The sequence below is a fragment of the Acetivibrio sp. genome (genome assembly GCF_035371925.1).
GTDB lineage: Bacteria > Bacillota > Clostridia > Acetivibrionales > Acetivibrionaceae > Hungateiclostridium.
On the sequence record NZ_DAORXT010000048.1, the window covers coordinates 1 to 22,341 of the forward strand.

Here is a 22,341-nt window from a genome sequence, read left to right on the forward strand (position 1 = left end):
AATATATAATATGATAGATAACCGTGAGGAAGTTAATGATATAGCTCAGGAGGTTTTTATCAAAATCTACAGGTCATTGGGCAAGTATAATCTCGAATATAAGTTTTCTACATGGTCTGTTCGAATTGCAACAAACCATTGTGTTGATGTCCTGAGAAAAAAGAAAGCAGACGAAATTTCCATAGATGAAGCAATTGGTGTTTCCAGTAATTTTGACACTCCTGAAGAAGATTATTTGAAAAAGGAAAAAAGGCAAAGAATTAATTATGAATTGTCCAAACTTCCGGATAAATATCGCATACCGCTGATTCTGTTTCATAAAAACGGTCTTTCATACGAGGAAATTTCGCAAATTTTAAACGAGCCAATGTCGATTATAAAAAACAGACTTTATCGAGCAAGGCTCATGTTAAAAGAAGCTTTATCTTCCGAAAGAAAGGAAGGAATTTTATGAATTGTGATTTATATAAAGAGTATATTATGAAGTATATGGACAAAGTAATAACGGAAGCTGAAGAGATTAAGCTTAATAAACACTTGAAACAGTGCAACGCATGCAGCATGGAATTTAACGAATTAAAAAGTATTGTGAATGTTCTTGAAGAAGAAAACGTTGTCGAGCCGCCTGCCGATTTTGAAAATGCGGTTGTGAAAAAGATAAATGAACTTAACATTTATCGCAAAAAACAGAGTAAAAAGATAATTACAATATCGTGCATTGCCTTTGTTTTTACATTTGCGGCCATATTATTGATGCTTGCAGTTTTGCTAAGAGAGAGTATTCTCGGTCTGCTCCTTGGCGTCGGCGTGTCGGAACCGTTGTCCTATGCTGTTTACGGATTCCTTACACGTATAGATTTGCTGATTGTGTATGCTGCTTATGTCGTTGGAAACGGAAAATTGGCATTTTCAGATTTTTATTATATATTAGTAGGCCTTGTTGTCATCGGCTTAATTTCAAAAACATATGAAGTCAAGTCTGTCAGGGTATCTCAAAAGAGTGAGGTGCTTCTTAGAAGCAGAAAAAAATGAAAAACGCGAATTTAAAAATAAATTAATAAATTAACAATCAAACGAAGCTTTTCTATAAAGGCTTTGTTTTTTTTGTTTATGAAAATAATACTTGAATTATATGTTTTCATAACTCTAATAATAAAAAAACGGAGGTGGTTTCGATGACCCAAGATTTTGACAAAAAAAATGAAACGATTTTAAAAGAGCAAGATGACCACAACGAAAAAGAGCAAAATGATAATATAGATTTTTTCTTCGAGAATGAACAAATAAATGAGATTGATAAAGGAGCAATAGCGTTAGAAAGGGTAAATCGTCTTTATGTGGTTTTGGGTTGGGTAAGTGCGGTTATGGCATTATTTACAACACCGTTTGTTGCCATAGCCGGCATAATTTTTGGAGTGACTTTGCAAAAGCAGAGGCAAGGAAGCGGTAATGCAGTAATTGTGGCAAATATTGTGTTTGCCTTGATTAATATAATATTTAACATAATTGTACTGTTGCTGACAGCTAATATGATTGGCGGGTATTAATCACCGGTGCATCTGGCTTGATTGAAATTTTTATTTATGAGAGTGCTTAATAGAACAGTAATTTAAGTACTCTCATAGAATTGTTAGAATAATCTTTCACAATATATATTGAAGAAAAATCCTGGAAGAAAGAAGGGATTTGGGATGGAACGTAAAGTCATACGAAAGAAAAAGCTTACAATTTTTATTGTGACTCTTGTTATTGCTTTAAGTGTTGGTTGCAAATTTAGTGAGAGAAATGTAAGTGAAAGAAAAGTAAATGAAACAAAAGTAAAATATAATGTATATTTAAAAGACATAAATGTTGGCGGTAAAAGTAAATCGGAAGTTGAGCAAATTATCTGGGAATTGTCAAACGGGATTGATACGCCTCCAAAGGATGCGGTGCTAAACGAAGAGACCCTTGAGATTACACCGGAAGAGCCTGGAAAAAAGCTTGATATAGAGAGTACCCTTGAAGCTGTTTTAAGCGCTAAAGAAGGGGAGAGGGTTGAGCCTGTGGTTCAAGAGATGAAGCCAAAGATAACGCAGAAGGACGTGGAAAAAACAATAGTGGAAATAGCAAGCTACTCGACCCCTTTGCTGGATGACAGTGAAAACCGGGTGGATAATATAGATACGGCATCCGAATATCTGAATAATGAGAAGGTTCAGCCGGGAGAGGAATTTTCATTCAACGGAACCTTGGGGAGAAGAACAGCAGAAAAAGGGTATAAAAAGGCACCAATAATAAAAAGAACACAGAGTGGTCCCAAAAAGGGATATGGAATTGGCGGCGGTATTTGCCAGCTGTCTACCACACTCTATAACGCAGTGGAAAAAGCGGGGCTGGAAATAACCGAAAGGCACTCTCATTCAAAAAAAGTGCCCTATGTGCCTCAAGGGAAGGATGCAATGGTAGCCTACGGTTCATCCGACTTTAGATTTAAGAATAATCGGCAAAACCCGATAGTTATCAAGTCAGAGATAAAGGACGGTAAAGTAACGGTACGGCTGTATGAAATTAGGAAATAGTGTAAAATAGGGAAAATGGCATTGCCTTGTTGTATATTTATGATAAAATAGTTGTTGACGAAAAGACTGAAATTCGCCAAAAACTATGGAACAATTCCGAAAATAATGATATAAATATAAATAAATGCAAAGAAAGCGAGATTTTTGGGAGGCTGTATGAGATGGTAAAGAAAGAGATTGTAATTAACAATATTTCCGGACTGGAATCAAAGCTGGCAGCAATGTTTATTCAGAAGGCATCAAATTACAAATCAACTGTATGGATTGAAAAGGGTGAAAGAAAGGCCAATGCCAAAAGTCTTTTGGGGCTTTTATCTTTAGGTATAGGAAAAGGCAGCAAGATTATGCTTATTGCCGAAGGTGAGGATGAAGTTGAGGCTCTGGATGATTTGGAAAACTATCTGGCATCGGGCCTTGGGGAAAGTGTTTGAGCTATGGAGAGAAAGAGCTTTGAAGGTGAGCCTGTTTCAACGGGAACAGGAATGGGTAAAATACTTATTATAAAGGAATCTGATATTGAAATAAAAGATGATTTGATAGATGAATCTGATGTGGAAGAGCAGATTACAAATCTTGAGGTGGCGATATGCAGAACCTTTATAGAAATTTATGATTTAAATGACGGTTTTAAAGGAATACTTAGTGAAGAGGAAAACCGTATTTTTGAATTTTACAAAGAAATACTTGATGACCAAACGTTTTTCGATGAGATTAAGAATTTAATAAAAAACGAAAGATACAGTGCCAAGAAGGCAATATATTCATGCATAAAGAGATATATTGATGAAATATCCAACAGCAATAATGAATATATAAAACAGCGGGTCTTTGACCTGAATGATGTTGCGAAAAGATTAATTAGAAATATTTCTGGTAATGCATCCGACGAAAACGGCATGAAAATCAGGGAAATAAACGGCGATTGGATTGTGGTGATAAAGGAGCTTACACCGATAATCGCAGCATCGCTTGCCAAAAAGGAAGTTAAGGGGGTTGTGGCACAGGAGGGTGCCGGTTATTTTACTCATGCATCGATAATTTTAAGGAGCACGGGCATACCTGCGATAAACGGAATTTCTATCGATGAGATTGAAAAGTTTGACGGTTGCCATGCCATAATAGACGGAAGTAAAGGCGTATTTGTTGTAAACCCCTCGGATATTGAAATACAAGACTTGACGGTTGATTATTCCAAAGAGTCTTCTGAAAAGAACAGCGAAAACGTTAGTGTGCCATGTGAAAGAAAGCCTGTTGAAACCTTAGACGGACACAAGGTGGGGTTATTTGCAAACGTCAGCAGCGTAAAAGAATTTCTTGCTGCAAAAAAACTTGGGATTGACGGTATAGGGCTTGTCAGAACCGAATCGATTTTTATTAACTATAAAAAAATACCTGATGAAAAAAGACAGTATCTGATTTACTCCAAAATAGCCAAGGATATAGGCGGAAAACCTGTAGTCATACGGACGGTGGACATCGGCGGAGATAAAGTTCCGCAAGCACTGGAGATTAATGACCAGTCCCTAAGCCGAAGCTCAAGGGGAATTAAAAGATCCCTGGAGCAAAAGACGGAGCTTGTTGCACAGATTCGTGCAATAATATGCGCCGCAGAATTCGGTGAAGTGAGTATTTCCTTCCCCATGGTGGATTCGATAGAACAGATAATGGAAGTAAAACGCATTATAAAAGATATCGGGGAAGAACTGACGGAAAAAAACGGGCAACCTCCGAAAAGCATGAAAATTGGAACAATGATAGAGACAGCCGCGTCTGTAAAAATTATTGATGAAATTTTGGACGAGGTAGATTTTATAAGCATAGGCACAAATGATATGCTACATCAAATATGCGAGCAAAACAGGAAATGCTCTACCCTCGAAATGAGGTCATACCTTGAACCGGTTTTCTTGCAAACTTTAAAATACTGTGTGGATAAAGCCATTGAAAAGAACAAGCCTGCAAGCATTTGCGGAGAAATGGCAACGGACCCGATGGCCGTAGTAGTACTTTTGGGAATGGGTGTAAAGAATTTAAGTATGTGCCCTGCCCATATTGAGAATATATGCCGCTTTATCGGAACGATAAGACTTGATGAGGCAAAAGATGCAGCAAAAAGGGCAATGGAGAGCAAAAACCTTCAAGAGGTAAAGGATATGCTTTCAGAATGGATAAAAAGCAGGATGTGAAAAAAGTGTTTGACATTCAAGAGGAATTGAAAAAGCTGCCGGACAAACCGGGCGTCTACATTATGAAAGACAAAAATGGCGAGATAATTTATATTGGAAAAGCAGTTGTTTTAAAAAACAGGGTAAGACAGTATTTTCAATCCTTGTCAAACCAGACTCCAAAAGTCAGGGCCATGGTTTCGCATATCAAAGAATTTGAGTATATAGTGACTGATACGGAGCTTGAGGCGTTGATACTTGAATGCAACTTAATCAAAAAGCACAGGCCCAAGTTTAATATATTATTGAAGGATGACAAAAGCTATCCGTATATTAAGGTTACCATGAACGAAGATTTTCCCCGGATTTTGATGACACGCAGGATTGAGAAGGATGGGGCAAAGTATTTCGGACCGTATACCAGTGTATTTGCCGTTCGGGAGACAATTGATCTTGTAAAAAAGCTGTTTCCTATAAAAACCTGCAACAAGGTGCTCCCGAGAGATATCGGGAAAGGGCGGCCATGCCTTAACTATCACATATACCAGTGCCTTGGACCCTGCCAGGGAAATGTGAACAGGGAGGAGTACAGAGCCCTGATGCTGGACATCTGTAGTTTCCTGGGAGGAAGGCAAGAGGATATAATTAAAAGACTTGAGAATGACATGAAAAAAGCAGCGGATAATCTTGAGTTTGAAAAGGCCGCTAAAATAAGGGATAAAATCAATAGCTTGAGGCATATTGCAGAGAAGCAAAAGATTATATCCACAGCAATGGAAGACCAGGATGTCATAGCCTTTGCCAAGAGCGAGACCGACTCGTGCATACAGGTATTTTTCATCAGGGGAGGCAAGCTGATTGGAAGGGAGCACTTTATTTTGGAAGGAACGGCTGATGTCAGCGACAGCGAGTTGATGACGGCTTTTGTCAAGCAGTTTTACAGCAGTGCTGCCTATGTGCCCAACCAGATAATTCTCCAAGAGGATATTGATGAAATAGAAATTATTGAAAGATGGCTCAGCAGCAAAAGAACCTCAAAGACCCACATAAAGGTGCCGAGAAAAGGTGAAAAGTTGAAGCTCGTGGAGATGGTATCCAAAAACGCGCTGATTGAGCTTAACCAGTTTAAAGAAAAAATCAGAAAAGAGACGGCACAAGCCAAAGAGGGTATGGAAAAACTTAAAGAGGTTTTAAATCTTGACTCTCTTCCTGAAAGAATTGAAGCATATGACATATCCAACACGGGAAGCAGTGAAATTGTGGGCTCGATGGTGGTTTTTGAAAATGGCTCTCCTAAAAAGAGCGATTACAGAAGGTTTAAGATAAAGTCAACCAATATACAGAACGATTATCAGAGTATGCAGGAGGTTGTTTTCAGAAGACTTAAACGAGCCCAAAGGGCAATGGTTGAAAAAGATGGCGATGACAAAAAAGATATTGCAGGTGGGGATACGGGATTTGGTAAGCTTCCGGATGTTCTGCTTGTGGACGGAGGCTTGGGACATGTGAATGCAGTGCGCAGCATATTGAAAGAATTCGATTTTAAAATACCCGTATATGGAATGGTAAAGGACGACAACCACAGAACAAGAGGACTGGTGTCGGAGAAAAATGAATTTGATTTGTCAAAGGACATTGTGCTGCTAAGGTTCGTGACAGCGATTCAGGATGAGGCCCACAGGTTTGCCTTGGAATACAATAAAAAGCTCAGAGCAAAAAGATACAGCGGCTCAGTGTTGGATAACATAGAAGGTGTAGGGCCAAAACGAAAAAAGGCGCTGATTAAACATTTTGGTTCGGTTAAAGCCATTAAAGAGGCTGAGCCGGACGAAATTGCGAAAGTTAAGGGAATCAGCGAAGAATTGGCGCAAAAAATATATGATTATTTTAGACAATAGGAGCAAAGGTAAATGGCGGTATATGCAATTTCCGACCTCCATTTGGCCTATGGTGTTGATAAGCCCATGGACATTTTTGGAGACAGATGGTCCAATTATATGCAGAAAATAAAGGATAACTGGAATAGGACTGTTAGGGAAGAAGACTTTGTAATTGTGCCCGGAGATATTTCCTGGGCTACTTATCTTGAACAGGCCGTGGAGGATTTTAAATTTATAGAGGCGCTTCCCGGGAGGAAAATAATTTCCAAAGGCAATCACGATTACTGGTGGACTACCATGAGCAAACTGCAGAAATTCCTTCTGGAGAATGATTTTAAAACCATAAGTTTTATGCACAACAACAGCATTAAAGTGGACGAATATGTTATATGCGGTACAAGGGGCTGGAAGTGTCCCGGAGATGACGAATTTGGTGCAGAGGACAAGAAAATATATGACCGGGAGTTAAATCGCCTGGAGCTTTCATTAAAGAGTGCATTGGGTTTGGCGGAAAGCGGAAGTATAATTGTGGCTATGCATTATCCACCCTTTAATTCCTCGGGAGAACCCTCGGATTTTGTGGAAATAATGAGGAAATATAATGTAGAAATGTGTATTTACGGTCATTTGCACGGAAACAGCTTCAAAGGCGCTGTTACCGGGATTGTACAAGGCATTCGGTTTAAGCTGGTTTCAGCCGATTATTTAAATTTTGACCCTGTTTTACTTAGTTTGCAAAATTTTTAAGTCTATATATTGGATTTTCAAAAAATATTATGTTATAATGTAATGGCTGTCTTAATAAGCATTAGACAGGAAAATCAAATAATGTTAAGAATGATAAAATATAAGAATGGAAATTTGCGATTAAACAAAAATTAATTATACAAAAATATAGTATAAAAACCTGATAATAGGAGGATAAGTTTTAAATGGTTGTTAAGGTTGAAAAGAAAGATAAAAACATTGTAGAGCTTGAGATTGAAGTGGAAGCTGCGAAATTTGAAGAGGCAGTACAGAAGGCTTACCAGAAGAATTCCCAAAAATTTAGCGTTCCTGGATTCAGAAGGGGAAAAGCTCCCAGAAATATCATCGAAAGATATTATGGAAAAGAAGTTTTTTATGAAGATGCTATAAATATTGCATGTGCAGATGCATATGATAAAGCAATCGAAGAAAATGATATTTTCCCTGTTGACAGGCCGAACATAAATATCAAGAAGGTCGGCGAGGGAGAAAATCTGGTGTTTACCGCCAGCGTTACTGTAAAGCCCGAAGTGGAATTGGGAGAATACAAGGGCGTTGAGGTTGAAAAGATTGAAGTAAATATCACCGATGAAGATGTGGAAAAGGAACTTAAGGCAGTTGCCGAAAAGAACGCAAGAATTATGTCCGTGGAGGACAGAGGCATACAAAAAGGCGATTTGGCTGATATTGACTTTGAAGGTTTTATAGACGGTGAACCTTTTGAAGGAGGAAAAGCCAGCGGATATGTTTTGGAAATCGGTTCGGGGACATTTATTGACGGGTTTGAGGATCAGCTCATAGGAGGAAGACCGGGAGACGATATAGAAGTTAATGTTACTTTCCCCGAAGACTACGGAAAAGAAGAATTGGCGGGCAAACCTGCATTGTTCAAAGTAATTGTCAATGATGTAAAGGTTAAGGAACTGCCTGAAATTGACGATGAGTTTGCAAAGGATGTAAGTGAGTTTGATACTTTGGAAGAGTACAAGGAAAGTATAAGGAAAAAGCTTACGGAAGGTGCCGAGCATAAAGCCAAACACGAGTTGGAGGATAAAGTAATAGCAAAAGTAATGGAAAATGCCCAGGTTGATATTCCTGAGGTAATGATTGAAAGACAAATAGACAGTATTGTTCGTGATTACAACATGAGACTTAGCTATCAAGGTCTGGACCTTGACAAGTATCTCATGATTATGGGCATCGATTACGATACCTTCAGAAGCCAGCTTAGAGACAGGGCACACGATGACATAAAGAGACAGCTTGTATTGGAAAAGGTAGCCAAGGTAGAAGATATGAAGGTGTCCGATGAAGAGTTTGATGAAGAAACTGAAAAAATTGCCAAGAGCTACAATATGGAACAAGAAGATTTTAAGAAACATTTGAGAGATGACGATATAGAATATATCAAGGCAACAATACTATTCAAAAAAGCTGTTGACTTTTTAGTACAAAGTGCAAAAATATTATAAAGACAGTTTATTTTACTGCTAATGTGGGAAAACATATATAAGACTTCAAATTAGACAGGGAGGCGTTATTATGAGTTTGGTACCGATAGTTGTAGAACAGACAAACCGTGGTGAGCGTTCATATGATATTTACTCGAGACTTTTAAAAGATAGAATAATAGTTCTAAGCGATGAAGTAAACGATGTAACCGCAAGTCTTGTTGTGGCTCAAATGTTGTTTTTGGAAGCAGAAGATCCTGATAAAGATATCCAATTGTATATAAATAGTCCTGGCGGTTCTGTAACTGCAGGATTTGCCATATATGATACCATGCAGTATGTCAAACCGGATGTTTCTACCATCTGTATAGGTATGGCGGCAAGTATGGGAGCATTTCTTCTTGCAGCAGGAGCGAAAGGAAAAAGATTTGCATTGCCAAACAGTGAAATCATGATACACCAACCTTTAGGTGGCGCGAGAGGTCAGGCAACGGATATAAAAATTCACGCAGAACAAATAATCAAGATTAAAAACAAATTGAACAGAATTTTAAGCGAGAGAACAGGACAGCCATTTGAAAAAGTTGAAAGGGATACGGAAAGAGATTACTTTATGTCTGCAGAAGAAGCTAAAGCTTATGGAATTGTAGATGAGGTTATGGAAAGAAGAAAATAAATGAGGTGGTAGGATGTCCAGGTATGATGAAAAGAAGCAATTGAAATGCTCCTTCTGTGGCAAGACTCAAGAGCAAGTGAAAAGACTGGTAGCCGGACCTGGAGTATATATATGTGACGAGTGCATTGAGCTTTGCTCTGAGATAATTGAAGAAGAATTTGAAGAAGCAAGAGTCGATGCGGAACTCAATGACATACCGAAGCCCAGTGAAATTAAGGAAATACTGGACCAGTATGTGGTCGGGCAAGACTCCGCTAAAAAGTCACTGGCTGTAGCGGTTTACAATCATTATAAAAGGATCAATTCGGACGTTAAAGGTTCGGATGTGGAGCTGCAAAAAAGCAATATAGTTATGCTTGGACCGACTGGTTCGGGAAAGACGCTTTTGGCACAGACATTGGCCAGAATACTGAATGTTCCCTTTGCTATAGCGGATGCCACATCACTTACCGAAGCGGGATATGTCGGTGAAGACGTTGAAAATATTCTTTTAAAGCTTATTCAGGCAGCTGACTATGATATTGAAAGAGCAGAAAAAGGTATAATATATATTGACGAAATCGACAAAATTGCAAGAAAGTCAGAGAATCCTTCAATAACCAGAGATGTTAGCGGAGAAGGAGTACAGCAGGCTCTTTTAAAAATTCTTGAAGGAACAATTGCTTCAGTGCCTCCCCAAGGAGGAAGAAAGCATCCCCATCAAGAATTTATACAAATTGATACAACCAATATTCTCTTTATATGTGGCGGTGCCTTTGACGGAATAGAGAAAATCATTGAAAACAGAATAGGCAAGAAGTCAATGGGCTTTGGTGCCAAAATAGAGAGTCCTAAAAAGACTAATTTGGGTGAAATATTAAAGAACATCCTTCCTCAAGACTTGCTGAAATTCGGACTTATTCCCGAATTTGTCGGAAGATTGCCTGTTATTGTTACTTTGCAGTCGCTTGACAGAGATGCTCTCGTGAGGATATTGACCGAGCCGAAAAATGCTCTTGTAAAGCAATATCAGAAGCTCTTTGAAATAGATGACGTAATTTTGGAGTTTGAGAAAGAAGCTATTGAGGCAATAGCAGACAAGGCAATTGAAAGAAACACCGGCGCAAGAGGATTGAGAGCAATAATTGAGGAAATTATGCTGGATGTAATGTATGATGTGCCGTCACAAGAGAATGTGGAGAAATGTATAATTACGAAGGATACTGTTGAGAAATTGGTACCACCTAATATAATAATAAATGAGAACAAGAAATCGGTAAAAAAGCCGATGAATAAAAAATCTCGTGTAAAAAAAGAGTCAGCCTCCTAAAAATTCATGATAAATAATTAATATGGGTAAAGCCAAAAGAGCCAAGAGGGAGAGAAATCCTCCCGAAAGGCTCTTTTTGTTTGGCCTCTTGGAATGAAATGAAAGAGGCAAAAGCGAAGGGACTCGATGTAACGAGCTTTTATTTTTTGTAAGACATTCTTATGGATAAAAATTACTTTATGCAAGTATTAGGATAAAATATGAAACAACGTAAATAATATAAATGCAGCATTGAGGAATTGTTGGCTTTGCCTATATTCACAAATTAAGAATGATTCGGGGAGGACAAAAAATGTTTACAACAACTCTATTTATCATACAGTTTTTTTTCTCGGTCATAATAGGACTATATTTTTTAAACCTTTTAAAATCACAGCAATGCAATAGAAGTGCCATTGATAAAGAGTCAAAAAAAGAGCTGGAAAAACTAAAAAAGCTAAAAGAAATAAAGCTTACGGAGCCTTTATCGGAGAAAACAAGACCTTCTTCGCTAAAGGAAATTGTAGGGCAAAGTCAGGGAATTAAGGCCCTAAGGGCAGCTCTATGCGGTCCAAACCCTCAGCACGTGATTATTTACGGTCCGCCGGGGGTGGGTAAGACAGCGGCAGCAAGGGTAATACTTGAAGAGGCGAAGAAGAGTGAAATGTCTCCCTTTAAGAAAGATGCAAAATTCGTAGAAGTAGATGCGACGACAATACGATTTGACGAGAGGGGAATAGCCGATCCGCTGATTGGATCGGTTCACGATCCGATATATCAGGGAGCTGGAGCCTATGGAGTTGCAGGCATTCCTCAGCCCAAACCCGGCGCGGTAACCAAAGCTCACGGCGGAATACTCTTTTTGGACGAAATAGGTGAGCTTCATCCGATACAGATGAACAAGCTCCTAAAGGTCCTGGAGGACCGGACTGTCTATTTGGAGAGTGCGTATTACAGTTCTGAGGACAAAAATATTCCACCTCATATACACGAGATATTTCAAAAAGGACTGCCTGCGGATTTCAGGCTTGTAGGCGCTACAACCAGAACTGCGGATGAAATTCCTGCAGCAATAAGGTCCCGTTGTGTTGAGATATACTTTAGGCCGTTAACGCCTTCTGAGATAGCTGAAATTGCAAAAAGTGCGGCGCAAAAGGGCGGATTTGCCATTGAGGAAGGATGCGCCGAACTGGTGGCCAAATATGCCCAGAATGGAAGAGATGCCGTAAACATAGTGCAGATTGCGGGAGGAGTGGCTATTGTAGATGGTAGGAGACTCATAGAAAGAAAAGATATTGAATGGGTAATAGAGTTTGGTCATTATAGCCCGCGGATTGACAAAAAGGTGACAAAAGGCGAACATGTGGGATGTATAAATGGTCTTGCGGTATTCGGCAACTCAATCGGTACAATAATCGAGATTGAGGTCAGCGCAATAAGGACTGCCGGAGGAAAAGGTACGATTAAGATATCCGGAATAGTTGAAGAAGAGGAGATGGATGGAAGAGGCCACAAGCTAAGAAAAACAAGTTCTGCAAGGTCTTCGGTGGACAATGTTATGACAGTCTTAAAGAGGGTTCTCGGTGTCAATTGCGAAGATTATGACATTCACTTGAACTTTCCCGGTGGCATACCCATAGACGGTCCGTCGGCAGGTATTGCCATAGCTGCGGCGATTTACTCTGCCATCAAAAATCTGCCTGTAAGCAGTGAAATTGCAATGACCGGTGAGATTTCCATAAGGGGAAAAGTAAAGCCTGTCGGCGGTGTTGTAGCAAAGATTGAGGCAGCAAGAAATGCGGGGATAAAAAAGGTACTTGTTGCAAAAGAAAACTGGCAGGATATGTTTGAAGACATGGATATTGAAGTGATACCGGTGGAAGATATATTTGACGTTATTGAGCTGGTATTTGGCAAAGGTGAGGAAAAAGCGGACAATGTTCAGATAGAAAGCAAGGCTGTAAATATATTAAGTGCATCGGGGGCATGAGAAGAAGGCCATTTACAAAATTAAATTTTAATAATAATATATTAGTGATAATGTGTTCGTTCAAAATCGGAACTGAGTATTATCGCTGAATATTATTTTTAAAATTTACAAAGCGGGTGTTTGAATGAAGGACATTTTTATACTGGGAATAGAGACAAGCTGTGATGAGACTTCTGCATCGGTTGTGAAAAACGGTAGACAAGTGCTTTCAAACGTTATCTCATCCCAGGTTGGTCTTCACCAAAAATTTGGAGGTGTTGTGCCCGAAATTGCTTCAAGAAAGCATGTCGAGCTCATAATGCCGGTTATTCATCAAAGTCTTGAGGAAGCCGGAGTCAAAATCGAAGAGGTGGATGCCATAGGAGTGACATACGGCCCTGGCCTTGTGGGAGCGCTTTTGGTTGGGCTTTCGGCAGCTAAAGCTTTGGCATTTGCCTTAAACAAGCCCCTTATCGGAGTACATCATATTGAAGGGCACATAGCTGCCAACTATATAGAATACAGCTCATTGCAGCCTCCTTTTGTATGTCTGGTTGCCTCTGGAGGCCACAGCCATATTGTGCATGTACAGGATTATGACAGATTCGAGATAATGGGAAAAACCAGGGACGATGCCGCAGGAGAGGCTTTTGACAAAGTTTCAAGAGCTGTCGGTCTGGGATATCCCGGTGGGCCGGCTATTGACAAAGCTGCAAAATTGGGAAACAGCAAGGCGATTGATTTCCCGAGAGTACATTTTGGCGGCGACAGTCTTGATTTTAGCTTTAGCGGGCTTAAAACTGCGGTACTGAATTATCTAAATACCATGGAGCAAAAAGGGGAAAAGTACAAGGTGGAAGATGTATGTGCCAGCTTTCAGTCAGCAGTTGTGGATGTTCTTACGGACAACCTTGTTTCGGCAGCAAAGAAAACAGGTGTGAAAAAAGTGGCATTAGCCGGCGGGGTGGCTGCAAATTCTCTTTTGCGCAGCGAGCTTGCGAAAAAGGCCGAAAGGCATCAGCTGGATGTATTTTATCCAAAGCCGATACTTTGTACCGATAATGCAGCAATGATAGCTTGTGCCGCTTATTATGAGTTTTTGAAAGGTCATAGGTCCGATGTATACTTAAATGCTGTACCCGGATTGAAGCTGGGTGAAAGATAAAAAGCTGTGGATAACTTTTTAGTTAATCCACAGCTAATTTATTTTCCTACACAACGAATATTGGCGTAAAGTGGTATAAAAGTAAGAGAATGAATTGAGATAAAAATAGGAATACAGGACTATTTTTTTTCTTAAATTTTAGCCGTCAATTGAAAGAGAAACTCAAGAATATAATTAGATTATATTAGAAGCCAGTATTTTCAAGGTTTTTGGACGTACGTTCCGTTTGAAAGGTATTTTTAAAGAGAATGTTTACATAAATAAATTAGGCCGAAAGTCCTATTTAAAAAAGATGTTCGTTTGACGAAGGTTGTTGAAATATGTCGTGTGAATATTGTGGAAATATTACTTAAACCCAGTTGTCCCAAAAGGTCAAACATGTGGATAACGCTGTGGATATTGTGGATTAATTTTAATACATGGGGACAAATGAATAAAAAAATGTTCGAAAATATAGATTGGAAACTTTGACAAAATAAAAATACATTATAGTTTTTTAGTTTCAAATATTTTAGAAGGTTATCGGCAGATCGTAAATCCCATTCCATTGAATTGTTGAATGTGAATTTATGTAAACTTATACGGATGTGTTTTTTTTGATTCGGGTAAATTGAAAAGAGGGGAAGGCATTTTGAAAAAGCTTTAAAAAGAACATTCGGGTGGATTGGTTTCATCCACCCGAATACATAGTATAATACTGCATAACTTTTTTAACATAATTTTGGGTTTCGTTAAAAGGAGGAACACCGCCGTATTTGATAACGTTGTACGGACCTGCATTGTATGCTGCAAGGGCAAGAACCATATCACCGTCAAATCTTGCGAGCTGGTCTTTGATATACCGTGTTCCGCCGTCAATGTTCTGAGCAATATCCCAAGGGTCACTGACATTTAAGGCATCCGCGGTTCCGGGCATCAGCTGCATCAGGCCTTGGGCACCCGAATGGGAAAGGGCGTAAGGGTCAAAGTTGGACTCCTGTTTGATTATTGCCCTTATCAGGTTTTTGTTGACACCGTATTTTGCAGAGGCCGCGTCAATACACCGGTTTATCAATTCCATGCGCGCATTACTATCCTCGGGTATATATGCGGTACTCTTGGCTCGGGAAAGCTTGGCTCTTTGAACGTCAGCGCTTCTGTCGTTACCTTCTTTATCCACTGCTTTTGCACTTGAAGTTGAACCCGATGTACCGTAAGCATCCAGGCTGAAGGAATAGATACTTTCATCAACATCATTGCTGCCGTCTATGACCGCACTTAGCACCTGGCTGAAGCTCGAGGAAGATTTGGCGAATTTAATCGGAACTCTGCTTTGAATTTCATTTAATTTTTGCGCAAATATATCACTGACTTTCAAGCTTATCACCCGTTCTGTTTTTGAATTTGGCTGCCAAGCAATAGTTTTTCGAAGATTTATATAACTTTAAAAATAATATCGGCATCAACCGCCTCAAGCATAACACTAAATGCATAATATAATGGGAGGAAATTCAAAGCAGAACGACCGAAAATTATATTAAAGGAGAGCAGCAACAAAATTGTGAAAATACAGTCCTAACAGACTACTTTTTTTACCCGTTTGACAAATTTGGAGCAGACCTTTTTGCTTCTGCCGTCATATTTGCGCACTGTAAACAGCTCGCATGTACCGAAAGCTCTATCTTCCAAATTGGAGGTGTCAAAGATAATAAAGTGTTCGCAGTCTATGCAAGTATGTATTTTTCTCTTTATAGTGCTGAACGCGGGCATGAATCTGTGTTTGGAACAAACGTAATCCGAAGACACTATTCCTTTTTCGATGCATAATACATCGTTGTTTATATTTATAGCTGTTCCTTTAAGGCAATTGCTGCACGATCTTTTTAATTTCTTCAAAGTTTACTCCTCCCAACAAATATTACCGGAATCTACTGTTTCCAATACACTGACCTTGAATCCAATAGCTTTGGCGGTTGAGATTTTGGAAATTTTAAGCGGACATTTGCCCTTTCAATTTTTATATAAAAATTATTGAAGAATTATCTCTAATTCTGTTTTTGAATAATAATATAAAGTTGTCTCGGTACACAATATTATAACACCACATAACTGCTTGTGGAAGGATGTGGGAAATAATATTCATTAATTTTATTTAAAAAAAGAAGCCATTAAGGTATAATAATGTAAAACCCTTGAATTGCATTGGGGTGTGGACATAATGCAATGTTATCAAAATAAATCATAGTAATGCTACAAAGGAGATATTTATGAAAAAACCTATTGTTTTAAGAAAAAGGTATGTACCCTCTGAAATCATTGATATAAGCGGAGATGAACTGATTTTCAGGAATGAAGAGCTTCTGATAACGAAGTGGGAACCGATAAAAAAGCGTCCGGATATTTCCGGAGGGATTTCGTTTGCATTTTTGAAGGAGGGCTATAAGGTCAGCAAATTTTTCGGCCCGTACGGCGAGTTTAAATACTGGTACTGCGACATAATAAAAGTTTTATATGATGAGAAACAGGATAAATATACGTTGGTGGATTTACTCCTTGATGTTAAAATAATGCCCGACGGCCGGGTTGAAGTTCTGGATGCCGATGAACTTGCTGAGGCATTGAGGAATAATATAATAAGTCAGGATGAAGCCTGCATGTCGCTTGGCATATTGGATAAAATACTTAAGATGGCTTATAGCGGCAAATTTCCGCCGGAGGTTTGCTTGAAAGATTATTAATTGCAACATATTAAACTATGTAGGTAAGGAGCATTTAATAATGGATAGGTTTATTGACATGCATACCCACTCTGTTGCATCCGATGGCAGTATGCGTCCGTCAGAGCTTGTAAGGCACGCAAAGGAAAGCGGTTTATCGGCAGTAGCTCTTACGGACCACGATACTGTTGACGGCATAAAAGAGGCCCTTGAGGAAGGGGAGAGACTGGGATTTGAGGTTGTTCCCGGTGTGGAAATAAGTTTGGATTTCGATACTGAAATGCATATGCTGGGTTACTTTTTTGGCGAAAGCTATCTTAATATTGAACCTGTTCTTAAGAGATTGAGGGAAAACAGGGAAAAAAGAAATCCCAAAATTGTTGAAAATCTTAGCCGCATGGGATTTGATATTACCATTGATGAGGTCATAGCCGAGGCCCAGGGAAGGGTGGTGGCAAGGCCGCATATAGCAAGCGTAATGGTAAAGAAGGGTTATGTAAAAAGCGTTGCGGAAGCTTTTGAAAAGTACCTTGCCAATGGCAAGCCTGCCTATGTAAAAAGGGAGACTTTTACTCCGGAAGAAGGCATAAAGGCAATAAGGGATGCGGGAGGAATTCCTGTTTTGGCCCATCCGATTTATTTGGGACTTAGTATTGAAGGGCTTGACGGGCTTTTGACACGGTTGGTTACTGCAGGTTTGAAAGGAATTGAGGCATACTATGTGGATAACACTGCTGATGATACCGGAAATCTTTTGAGGCTTGCCATAAAGCATAATATTGTACCTACAGGAGGAAGCGATTTTCATGGCAGGTTTAAGCCTGATATCAGCATAGGGAAGGGCAGGGGAAATTTGAGGGTGCCCTATGAGGTTCTTGAGAGATTAAAGAGTGTTGCAAGTGTTGTATAGTTTTGTAGGGTGTAATTGTAAAATGAATGGGTTGGCTTCCAATTCAAGGGTGTTGACAGATAAAATAAAAATGATATAATATTTACGAATGATGAATATATTTTTATATGCGCCCTTTCACTGCGAAGGGTTATTTTTATCGGTCAAATTGTAACATTAAAGTGACAGGCGGTAATATAATGGCAAAGGAAGAAAAAAAGGTTGTAGCGCAGAACAGAAAAGCAAGGCATGACTATTTTATTGAACAGACTATTGAAGCGGGGATTGTTTTGTCGGGTACTGAGGTTAAGTCAATCAGGGCCGGCAAAGTAAGCCTTAAGGATAGTTATGCCAATGTCAAGAACGGTGAAGTGTTTATATACGGTATGCATATTAGTCCCTATGAGCAGGGAAATATATTTAACAAGTACCCGTTGAGGGACAGAAAGCTTCTTTTGCACAGGGCCGAGATAAACAAGCTTATAGGTTATATTCAGCAGAAGGGAATGACTTTGGTACCGCTGGAAGTCTACTTTAGGAAGGGTAAAGTGAAGATTGAGCTGGGCATAGGAAAAGGTAAAAAGCTTTATGACAAGAGAGAAGATATTGCAAAAAGGGAGGCCCAGAGAGAAATTGATAAAAGGATTAAAGAAAGCTTTAGATAGGTTTATAATTGAAAATTTAACATGGGGGCGTATTGGTTTCGACGGGATTGTTGAAACTTGAGTAGCGGGTAGAGGATTCTCGTTGGCCTCTTTAAAAAACGAGAACTAAAAATAAACGCTAACGAAGATAATTACGCTTTAGCTGCTGCCTAATATAGGCGGCCCGTCAGTCCAAGGTTCCTGCGCCTTGGGTAGCTGGCGTCATTAAGTCAGGCCTTTTGAGTGGGAAGGATAAACTCTAGAACTATCACAGTGGTAGCCTTGAGCTGTGACGGATTTTAAAGGATACTGATATCCAAAGCCTGCCCTTGGGCGTTGGGTTGAGGGAATTTTAAAATAAGGGCTGCACCCGGAGAAGCTCTTGTGGATATGGTTTCGGACAGGGGTTCAACTCCCCTCGCCTCCACCACAATTTGTCTTAAAACCCTTGCGTTGCAAGGGTTTTCGGCATTTCTATTCTAAACATTTTAATGATTATAAGAGTTTTTAAACGAATAAAAAATTTTTCCTTACTTATTCTTATGTAGTTTTTTCTATAAAGTTTTGTTTTTGTTGCATAATATGTTTTGAATGTTTTTAATTTCTTCATCTTTAGAATCCAGTTGAAATGTGCTAAAATAAAAACCAACTATTATTGAATTTATACATATACAAGGGGTAAGAAATAATGGCTAAATTAACATTGCAAGAATTGGAATCAAAGCTTTGGAAAGCGGCAGACATTCTTCGTGGAGAGTTAAACGCTGCTCAATATAAAGACTATATATTTGATTTTTTATTTCTTAAACGCATGAACGATGAGTTCTTTGCTGAAAGAGAGAAAAAGAGACAGGAATTTTTAAAACAAGGTATGCCGGTTGAAGAAGTGGAAGAGCTTCTAGAAGACCCACAGATTTATGAATCTTTTTTTGTTCCTGAAAGGGCTCGCTGGGACAAGCTTAAAAATCTTAATTTGAATATTGGGCCTGAATTGGATAAAGCGTTCAAGGCTATTGAAGATGAGCCAAAGAACGTTGAATTGATTGGTGTCCTGACTACGGCAAATTTTAACGATAAAGAACGAGTTAGCGATAAAAAGCTGTCCCAGTTATTGTTGCTCTTTGATACCATGCAATTAGATACTGACAATTTGGAAAGCTCTGATATGTTGGGAGATGCTTATCAATATCTCATTAAGGAGTTTGCAGATGAAGGCGGAGCCAAGGGCGGTGAATTCTATACACCGGCCGAAGTGGTTCAGGTGCTTGTAAATATCTTGAAGCCCCAAGAAGGAGACCGCATTTACGATCCGACAGTTGGCAGCGGTGGTATGCTGATTAAGAGTATTGAATATGTTCGCGATCATGGCGGCAATCCTCGGAATCTGTCTTTGTTCGGACAAGAAATCAATTTGTCAACCTGGGCGATTTGCAAGATAAATATGATCTTCCATAATGCGAAGGGCGCTGATATCCGAAAGGGTGATACCATCCGCAACCCGATGCATCTGGAAGGCGGCGTACTGAAGACCTTTGACAAGGTATTGGCAAATCCTCCGTTCTCTCTGAAAAACTGGGGTTATGAAGAAGCCATGGCAGATCCATATCATCGTTTTGTGTATGGTGTACCGCCACAGAGTTACGGAGATCTGGCATTTGTGTCCCATATGATTGCTAGTTTGAATGCCAAGGGTAAAATGGGTACAGTAGTTCCCCATGGTGTGTTATTCCGTGGTGGGACTGAAAAGAAAATTCGTGAAGGGTTTATTAAGGATGATTTGATAGAGGCAGTTATTGGACTACCTAGCAATATTTTTTATGGAACTGGTATTCCAGCGGCACTGTTGATTATAAACAAGGACAAACCGCAGGAGCGTAAAGGTAAAATTCTTTTTGTGGATGCCAGTCAGGGATTTGTGAAAGATGGAAATAAAAATAAGCTTCGTGATGAGGATATCGAAGCTATCACTAAAGCATTTGATGACTTTGAAGACAAAGAGAAATTCTCTGCTGTGGTGAGCTTGGATACTATAAAAGAGAATGATTATAACCTCAATATCAGCCGCTATGTGGATACGTCCGAGGATGAAGAGGAAATTGATATTGAGCAGGTTTTGCAGGATATTCGAAATTTGAAGATGGAGATTGCGGATACTGAAGAAAAGCTCAATGATTATCTTGAAGAACTAGGATTGGATTGTATGGATATAGATAAATTTGAGGAGAACAAAGGGGAAGAAACTCTTGAGGAAGACGATGATGTTGTAGGAGATAACTCTTTTTATATAAACGGGGCGATAACAATTCCAGATAGTGCTGACTGGGAAGAATTTTTGGATGAAATGCTTCAGTGGCTTGAGAGTAAGGGAGCATACTTTTTTGGAGGAACCAATAAAGTTGAGGATAAGGAAGAAGCTGCACGACAGATTTTGAAGGAAACTACTGGTATGAAGTGGGTGGATGACAATGAGTAGAGAAGGATATAAGATGACTGAGCTTGGAGAGATACCTATTGAGTGGGAAGTGAAGCCTATAAGAGAGGTTGCAGAGGTCAATCCTGAAAGTTTAGGAAGTAAGACAGATAAGGATTTTATTATAAATTATATAGATATTGAGAGCGTAAGCACAGGAAAAATTTCAAACATCAAAGAATTATCATTTGGAGAGGCTCCAAGTCGGGCAAGAAGAAAAGTTCGAAAGGATGATGTAATAATTTCAACCGTTAGACCTTATTTAAAGGCTTTTACTCTAATAAAAAGCAACACAGAAAACTTGGTTTGCTCAACAGGTTTTGCAGTATTAAGAGCTAAAAACAATAATTTACCTCAATATATTTATCAATGCACATTAAGTGATAGCTTTTTAAACCAATTATCTAACAAGATGGTAGGGTCAAATTATCCTGCTGTAAATTCATCCGATGTTCAAGAAACTTTGATACCAATTCCTCCTCTACTTGAACAGAAAAAAATCGCTGATATCCTTTCTACCGTAGACAAGCAAATTGAGCAAACCGATGCATTAATCGAAAAAACAAAGCAACTCAAAAAAGGATTGATGCAGAGGCTTCTGACCAAGGGGATTGGGCATACCGAGTTTAAGGATACGGAGATAGGGACGATTCCTAAAGAGTGGGAAGTAGTAAAGTTAGGTGAAGTTGTAGAAATTGTTAATGGAGCAACTCCAAGCACTAAAGTCGAAAAGTATTGGGTTAACGGTTCAATACCTTGGGCAACTCCTTCTGATATTACTTCAAACGGCAAATATATAAGTGCAACAGAGAAATATATTACTGAAGACGGACTTAAAAATTCATCAATGACATTACTCCCTTCTGGAAGTATCTTAATGACAAGCAGGGCTACAATAGGAGAAAAGTGCATTAATACTTTGCCAATGGCGACAAATCAAGGTTTTAAATCAATGATTTGCTCAGAAAGGATTCAAAATGAGTTCTTGTATTACATGATTGATTTAGTAAAGATAGACTTCATTAAGTTGGCAAGTGGAAGTACATTTCTGGAGATATCCAAGAAAGATATTGAATTGTACAAGATACTGTTACCGCCAATACAAGAACAAATTTACATTGCTAACATATTGTGCCAAGTTGATAAAAATATAGAGTTATGCGCAGATAAAAAAGAAAGTTTGCAGAAATTAAAAAATGCGTTACTGCAGAAACTGCTTACAGGCAAAATACGAGTTTACTGATAGGAGGTGAAAAAATGTCATACCTCGGTAACGAAGAAACACTGGTAGAACTGCCAGCCATACAATACATAAAAGAAAAACTAGGTTATGAATTCATCCATGGAGAACAGTTAACCCCTGAACACGGAGAGCGAGATTCCATGACGGAAGTTATTCTTGTCAAGCGTCTGGAACGTTCCTTGAAACGTTTGAATCCTTGGATGGATGAAAGCAATGTCAATAAATCGGTTCGGATTCTTACTCGCCCTGAAAATTTGGGGACCAATCTTCTTGAGATAAATGAGAAGATCTATGATGTACTTGTGAACCTGACTTTTGCTTTGGAACAGGACTTGGATGGGAGTGGGCAGAAGAAGTATCACACTGTTAAGTTTATTGATTGGGATAATCCGAGCAACAATGAATTTCTTGTGACACGGCAATTTAAAATTCATGGTCCCCCAGTTTAAATTGCAAGTTTAATTGCCTTACAAAATCTTACAGAACCCTGTTTTAAG

General features: G+C 39.0%; 21 protein-coding genes and 1 other RNA gene. 20 read left to right on the forward strand and 2 right to left on the reverse strand.

What is annotated here, in order from left to right; genetic code table 11:
- The 13 genes from PLH43_RS07995 to tsaD form a co-directional block, all read left to right on the forward strand.
- The coding region (locus PLH43_RS07995; protein ID WP_324361856.1) for a sigma-70 family RNA polymerase sigma factor at positions 1-454 on the forward strand (454 nt) is incomplete at its 5' end.
- Positions 451-1,032, forward strand: a complete 582-nt coding sequence (locus PLH43_RS08000) for a zf-HC2 domain-containing protein (protein ID WP_324361858.1) — start codon at positions 451-453, stop codon at positions 1,030-1,032. The genes PLH43_RS07995 and PLH43_RS08000, both read left to right, overlap by 4 nt.
- A 143-nt stretch (positions 1,033-1,175) precedes the next feature.
- Entirely contained in the window at positions 1,176-1,547 is a 372-nt protein-coding gene (locus PLH43_RS08005) for a hypothetical protein (protein ID WP_324361860.1), read from the forward strand.
- A gap of 144 nt (positions 1,548-1,691) precedes the next feature.
- Positions 1,692-2,561, forward strand: coding sequence for a VanW family protein (locus tag PLH43_RS08010; RefSeq protein WP_324361862.1), 870 nt, complete (start codon positions 1,692-1,694; stop codon positions 2,559-2,561).
- 161 nt (positions 2,562-2,722) lie between these two features.
- Positions 2,723-2,992, forward strand: coding sequence for an HPr family phosphocarrier protein (locus tag PLH43_RS08015; protein WP_324361864.1), 270 nt, complete (start codon positions 2,723-2,725; stop codon positions 2,990-2,992).
- Between the two features lie 3 nt (positions 2,993-2,995).
- On the forward strand, positions 2,996-4,747 hold the full coding sequence (gene ptsP / locus PLH43_RS08020; protein ID WP_324361866.1) for a phosphoenolpyruvate--protein phosphotransferase: 1,752 nt from the start codon (positions 2,996-2,998) through the stop codon (positions 4,745-4,747).
- 5 nt (positions 4,748-4,752) lie between these two features.
- On the forward strand, positions 4,753-6,624 hold the full coding sequence (gene uvrC, locus PLH43_RS08025; protein WP_324361897.1) for an excinuclease ABC subunit UvrC: 1,872 nt from the start codon (positions 4,753-4,755) through the stop codon (positions 6,622-6,624).
- A 12-nt stretch (positions 6,625-6,636) separates the two neighbouring features.
- Positions 6,637-7,353 (forward strand): metallophosphoesterase, encoded by a 717-nt coding sequence (locus PLH43_RS08030; protein WP_324361868.1) that lies wholly within the window; start codon positions 6,637-6,639, stop codon positions 7,351-7,353.
- A gap of 185 nt (positions 7,354-7,538) precedes the next feature.
- Complete coding sequence (gene tig, locus PLH43_RS08035) at positions 7,539-8,825, forward strand: trigger factor (protein ID WP_324361870.1); 1,287 nt, start codon at positions 7,539-7,541, stop codon at positions 8,823-8,825.
- 70 nt (positions 8,826-8,895) lie between these two features.
- The gene (clpP, locus tag PLH43_RS08040; RefSeq protein ID WP_324361872.1) at positions 8,896-9,480 is read left to right on the forward strand and encodes an ATP-dependent Clp endopeptidase proteolytic subunit ClpP; all 585 of its coding nucleotides are present in this window, start codon (positions 8,896-8,898) and stop codon (positions 9,478-9,480) included.
- Between the two features lie 13 nt (positions 9,481-9,493).
- A complete protein-coding gene (gene clpX / locus PLH43_RS08045; protein ID WP_324361874.1) occupies positions 9,494-10,789 on the forward strand; it encodes an ATP-dependent Clp protease ATP-binding subunit ClpX in 1,296 nt (431 codons plus the stop codon).
- 292 nt (positions 10,790-11,081) lie between these two features.
- Positions 11,082-12,758: an ATP-dependent protease LonB gene (gene lonB / locus PLH43_RS08050; RefSeq protein ID WP_324361876.1), complete on the forward strand. Its 1,677-nt coding sequence runs from the start codon at positions 11,082-11,084 to the stop codon at positions 12,756-12,758.
- A 124-nt stretch (positions 12,759-12,882) separates the two neighbouring features.
- Positions 12,883-13,902 carry a tRNA (adenosine(37)-N6)-threonylcarbamoyltransferase complex transferase subunit TsaD gene (gene tsaD, locus PLH43_RS08055; protein ID WP_324361878.1) on the forward strand — a complete coding sequence of 340 codons (1,020 nt, stop codon included), beginning with the start codon at positions 12,883-12,885 and terminating at the stop codon, positions 13,900-13,902.
- Positions 13,903-14,572: 670 nt separating this feature from the next.
- On the opposite strand, the gene PLH43_RS08060 is transcribed toward tsaD, so the two are convergent.
- Positions 14,573-15,259 carry a lytic transglycosylase domain-containing protein gene (locus tag PLH43_RS08060; RefSeq protein ID WP_324361880.1) on the reverse strand — a complete coding sequence of 229 codons (687 nt, stop codon included), beginning with the start codon at positions 15,257-15,259 and terminating at the stop codon, positions 14,573-14,575.
- A 197-nt stretch (positions 15,260-15,456) separates the two neighbouring features.
- A complete protein-coding gene (locus PLH43_RS08065; RefSeq protein WP_324361882.1) occupies positions 15,457-15,777 on the reverse strand; it encodes a hypothetical protein in 321 nt (106 codons plus the stop codon).
- Positions 15,778-16,148: 371 nt separating this feature from the next.
- Between PLH43_RS08065 and PLH43_RS08070 the strand changes: the two genes are divergently transcribed.
- The 7 genes from PLH43_RS08070 to PLH43_RS08100 all read left to right on the forward strand — a co-directional run bounded on the left by PLH43_RS08070 (position 16,149) and on the right by PLH43_RS08100 (position 22,293).
- Positions 16,149-16,619 (forward strand): DUF402 domain-containing protein, encoded by a 471-nt coding sequence (locus tag PLH43_RS08070; RefSeq protein ID WP_324361884.1) that lies wholly within the window; start codon positions 16,149-16,151, stop codon positions 16,617-16,619.
- Positions 16,620-16,659: 40 nt separating this feature from the next.
- Positions 16,660-17,508: a PHP domain-containing protein gene (locus PLH43_RS08075; RefSeq protein WP_324361886.1), complete on the forward strand. Its 849-nt coding sequence runs from the start codon at positions 16,660-16,662 to the stop codon at positions 17,506-17,508.
- Positions 17,509-17,687: 179 nt separating this feature from the next.
- The gene (smpB, locus tag PLH43_RS08080; RefSeq protein ID WP_324361888.1) at positions 17,688-18,152 is read left to right on the forward strand and encodes an SsrA-binding protein SmpB; all 465 of its coding nucleotides are present in this window, start codon (positions 17,688-17,690) and stop codon (positions 18,150-18,152) included.
- A gap of 23 nt (positions 18,153-18,175) precedes the next feature.
- Positions 18,176-18,561, forward strand: a transfer-messenger RNA (tmRNA) gene (gene ssrA, locus PLH43_RS08085).
- Positions 18,562-18,819: 258 nt separating this feature from the next.
- Positions 18,820-20,604 carry a type I restriction-modification system subunit M gene (locus tag PLH43_RS08090; protein WP_324361890.1) on the forward strand — a complete coding sequence of 595 codons (1,785 nt, stop codon included), beginning with the start codon at positions 18,820-18,822 and terminating at the stop codon, positions 20,602-20,604.
- Complete coding sequence (locus PLH43_RS08095; RefSeq protein WP_324361892.1) at positions 20,597-21,844, forward strand: restriction endonuclease subunit S; 1,248 nt, start codon at positions 20,597-20,599, stop codon at positions 21,842-21,844. Before PLH43_RS08090 ends, PLH43_RS08095 begins: the two co-directional genes overlap by 8 nt.
- A gap of 14 nt (positions 21,845-21,858) precedes the next feature.
- Positions 21,859-22,293 carry a type I restriction endonuclease gene (locus PLH43_RS08100; protein ID WP_324361894.1) on the forward strand — a complete coding sequence of 145 codons (435 nt, stop codon included), beginning with the start codon at positions 21,859-21,861 and terminating at the stop codon, positions 22,291-22,293.
- The last annotated feature ends 48 nt before the right edge of the window (positions 22,294-22,341 follow it).

Excerpts from the sequence above, each read along its gene's own strand:
- clpP (WP_324361872.1), top strand. The coding sequence starts at position 8,896 with ATGAGTTTGGTACCGATAGTTGTAGAACAGACAAACCGTGGTGAGCGT.
- PLH43_RS08030 (WP_324361868.1), top strand. The coding sequence starts at position 6,637 with ATGGCGGTATATGCAATTTCCGACCTCCATTTGGCCTATGGTGTTGAT.
- PLH43_RS08015 (WP_324361864.1), top strand. The coding sequence starts at position 2,723 with ATGGTAAAGAAAGAGATTGTAATTAACAATATTTCCGGACTGGAATCA.
- PLH43_RS08100 (WP_324361894.1), top strand. The coding sequence starts at position 21,859 with ATGTCATACCTCGGTAACGAAGAAACACTGGTAGAACTGCCAGCCATA.
- tsaD (WP_324361878.1), top strand. The coding sequence starts at position 12,883 with ATGAAGGACATTTTTATACTGGGAATAGAGACAAGCTGTGATGAGACT.
- PLH43_RS08000 (WP_324361858.1), top strand. The coding sequence starts at position 451 with ATGAATTGTGATTTATATAAAGAGTATATTATGAAGTATATGGACAAA.
- smpB (WP_324361888.1), top strand. The coding sequence starts at position 17,688 with ATGGCAAAGGAAGAAAAAAAGGTTGTAGCGCAGAACAGAAAAGCAAGG.
- PLH43_RS08005 (WP_324361860.1), top strand. The coding sequence starts at position 1,176 with ATGACCCAAGATTTTGACAAAAAAAATGAAACGATTTTAAAAGAGCAA.
- PLH43_RS08070 (WP_324361884.1), top strand. The coding sequence starts at position 16,149 with ATGAAAAAACCTATTGTTTTAAGAAAAAGGTATGTACCCTCTGAAATC.
- PLH43_RS08090 (WP_324361890.1), top strand. The coding sequence starts at position 18,820 with ATGGCTAAATTAACATTGCAAGAATTGGAATCAAAGCTTTGGAAAGCG.
- PLH43_RS08095 (WP_324361892.1), top strand. The coding sequence starts at position 20,597 with ATGAGTAGAGAAGGATATAAGATGACTGAGCTTGGAGAGATACCTATT.
- tig (WP_324361870.1), top strand. The coding sequence starts at position 7,539 with ATGGTTGTTAAGGTTGAAAAGAAAGATAAAAACATTGTAGAGCTTGAG.
- ptsP (WP_324361866.1), top strand. The coding sequence starts at position 2,996 with ATGGAGAGAAAGAGCTTTGAAGGTGAGCCTGTTTCAACGGGAACAGGA.
- PLH43_RS08010 (WP_324361862.1), top strand. The coding sequence starts at position 1,692 with ATGGAACGTAAAGTCATACGAAAGAAAAAGCTTACAATTTTTATTGTG.
- clpX (WP_324361874.1), top strand. The coding sequence starts at position 9,494 with ATGTCCAGGTATGATGAAAAGAAGCAATTGAAATGCTCCTTCTGTGGC.
- PLH43_RS08075 (WP_324361886.1), top strand. The coding sequence starts at position 16,660 with ATGGATAGGTTTATTGACATGCATACCCACTCTGTTGCATCCGATGGC.
- lonB (WP_324361876.1), top strand. The coding sequence starts at position 11,082 with ATGTTTACAACAACTCTATTTATCATACAGTTTTTTTTCTCGGTCATA.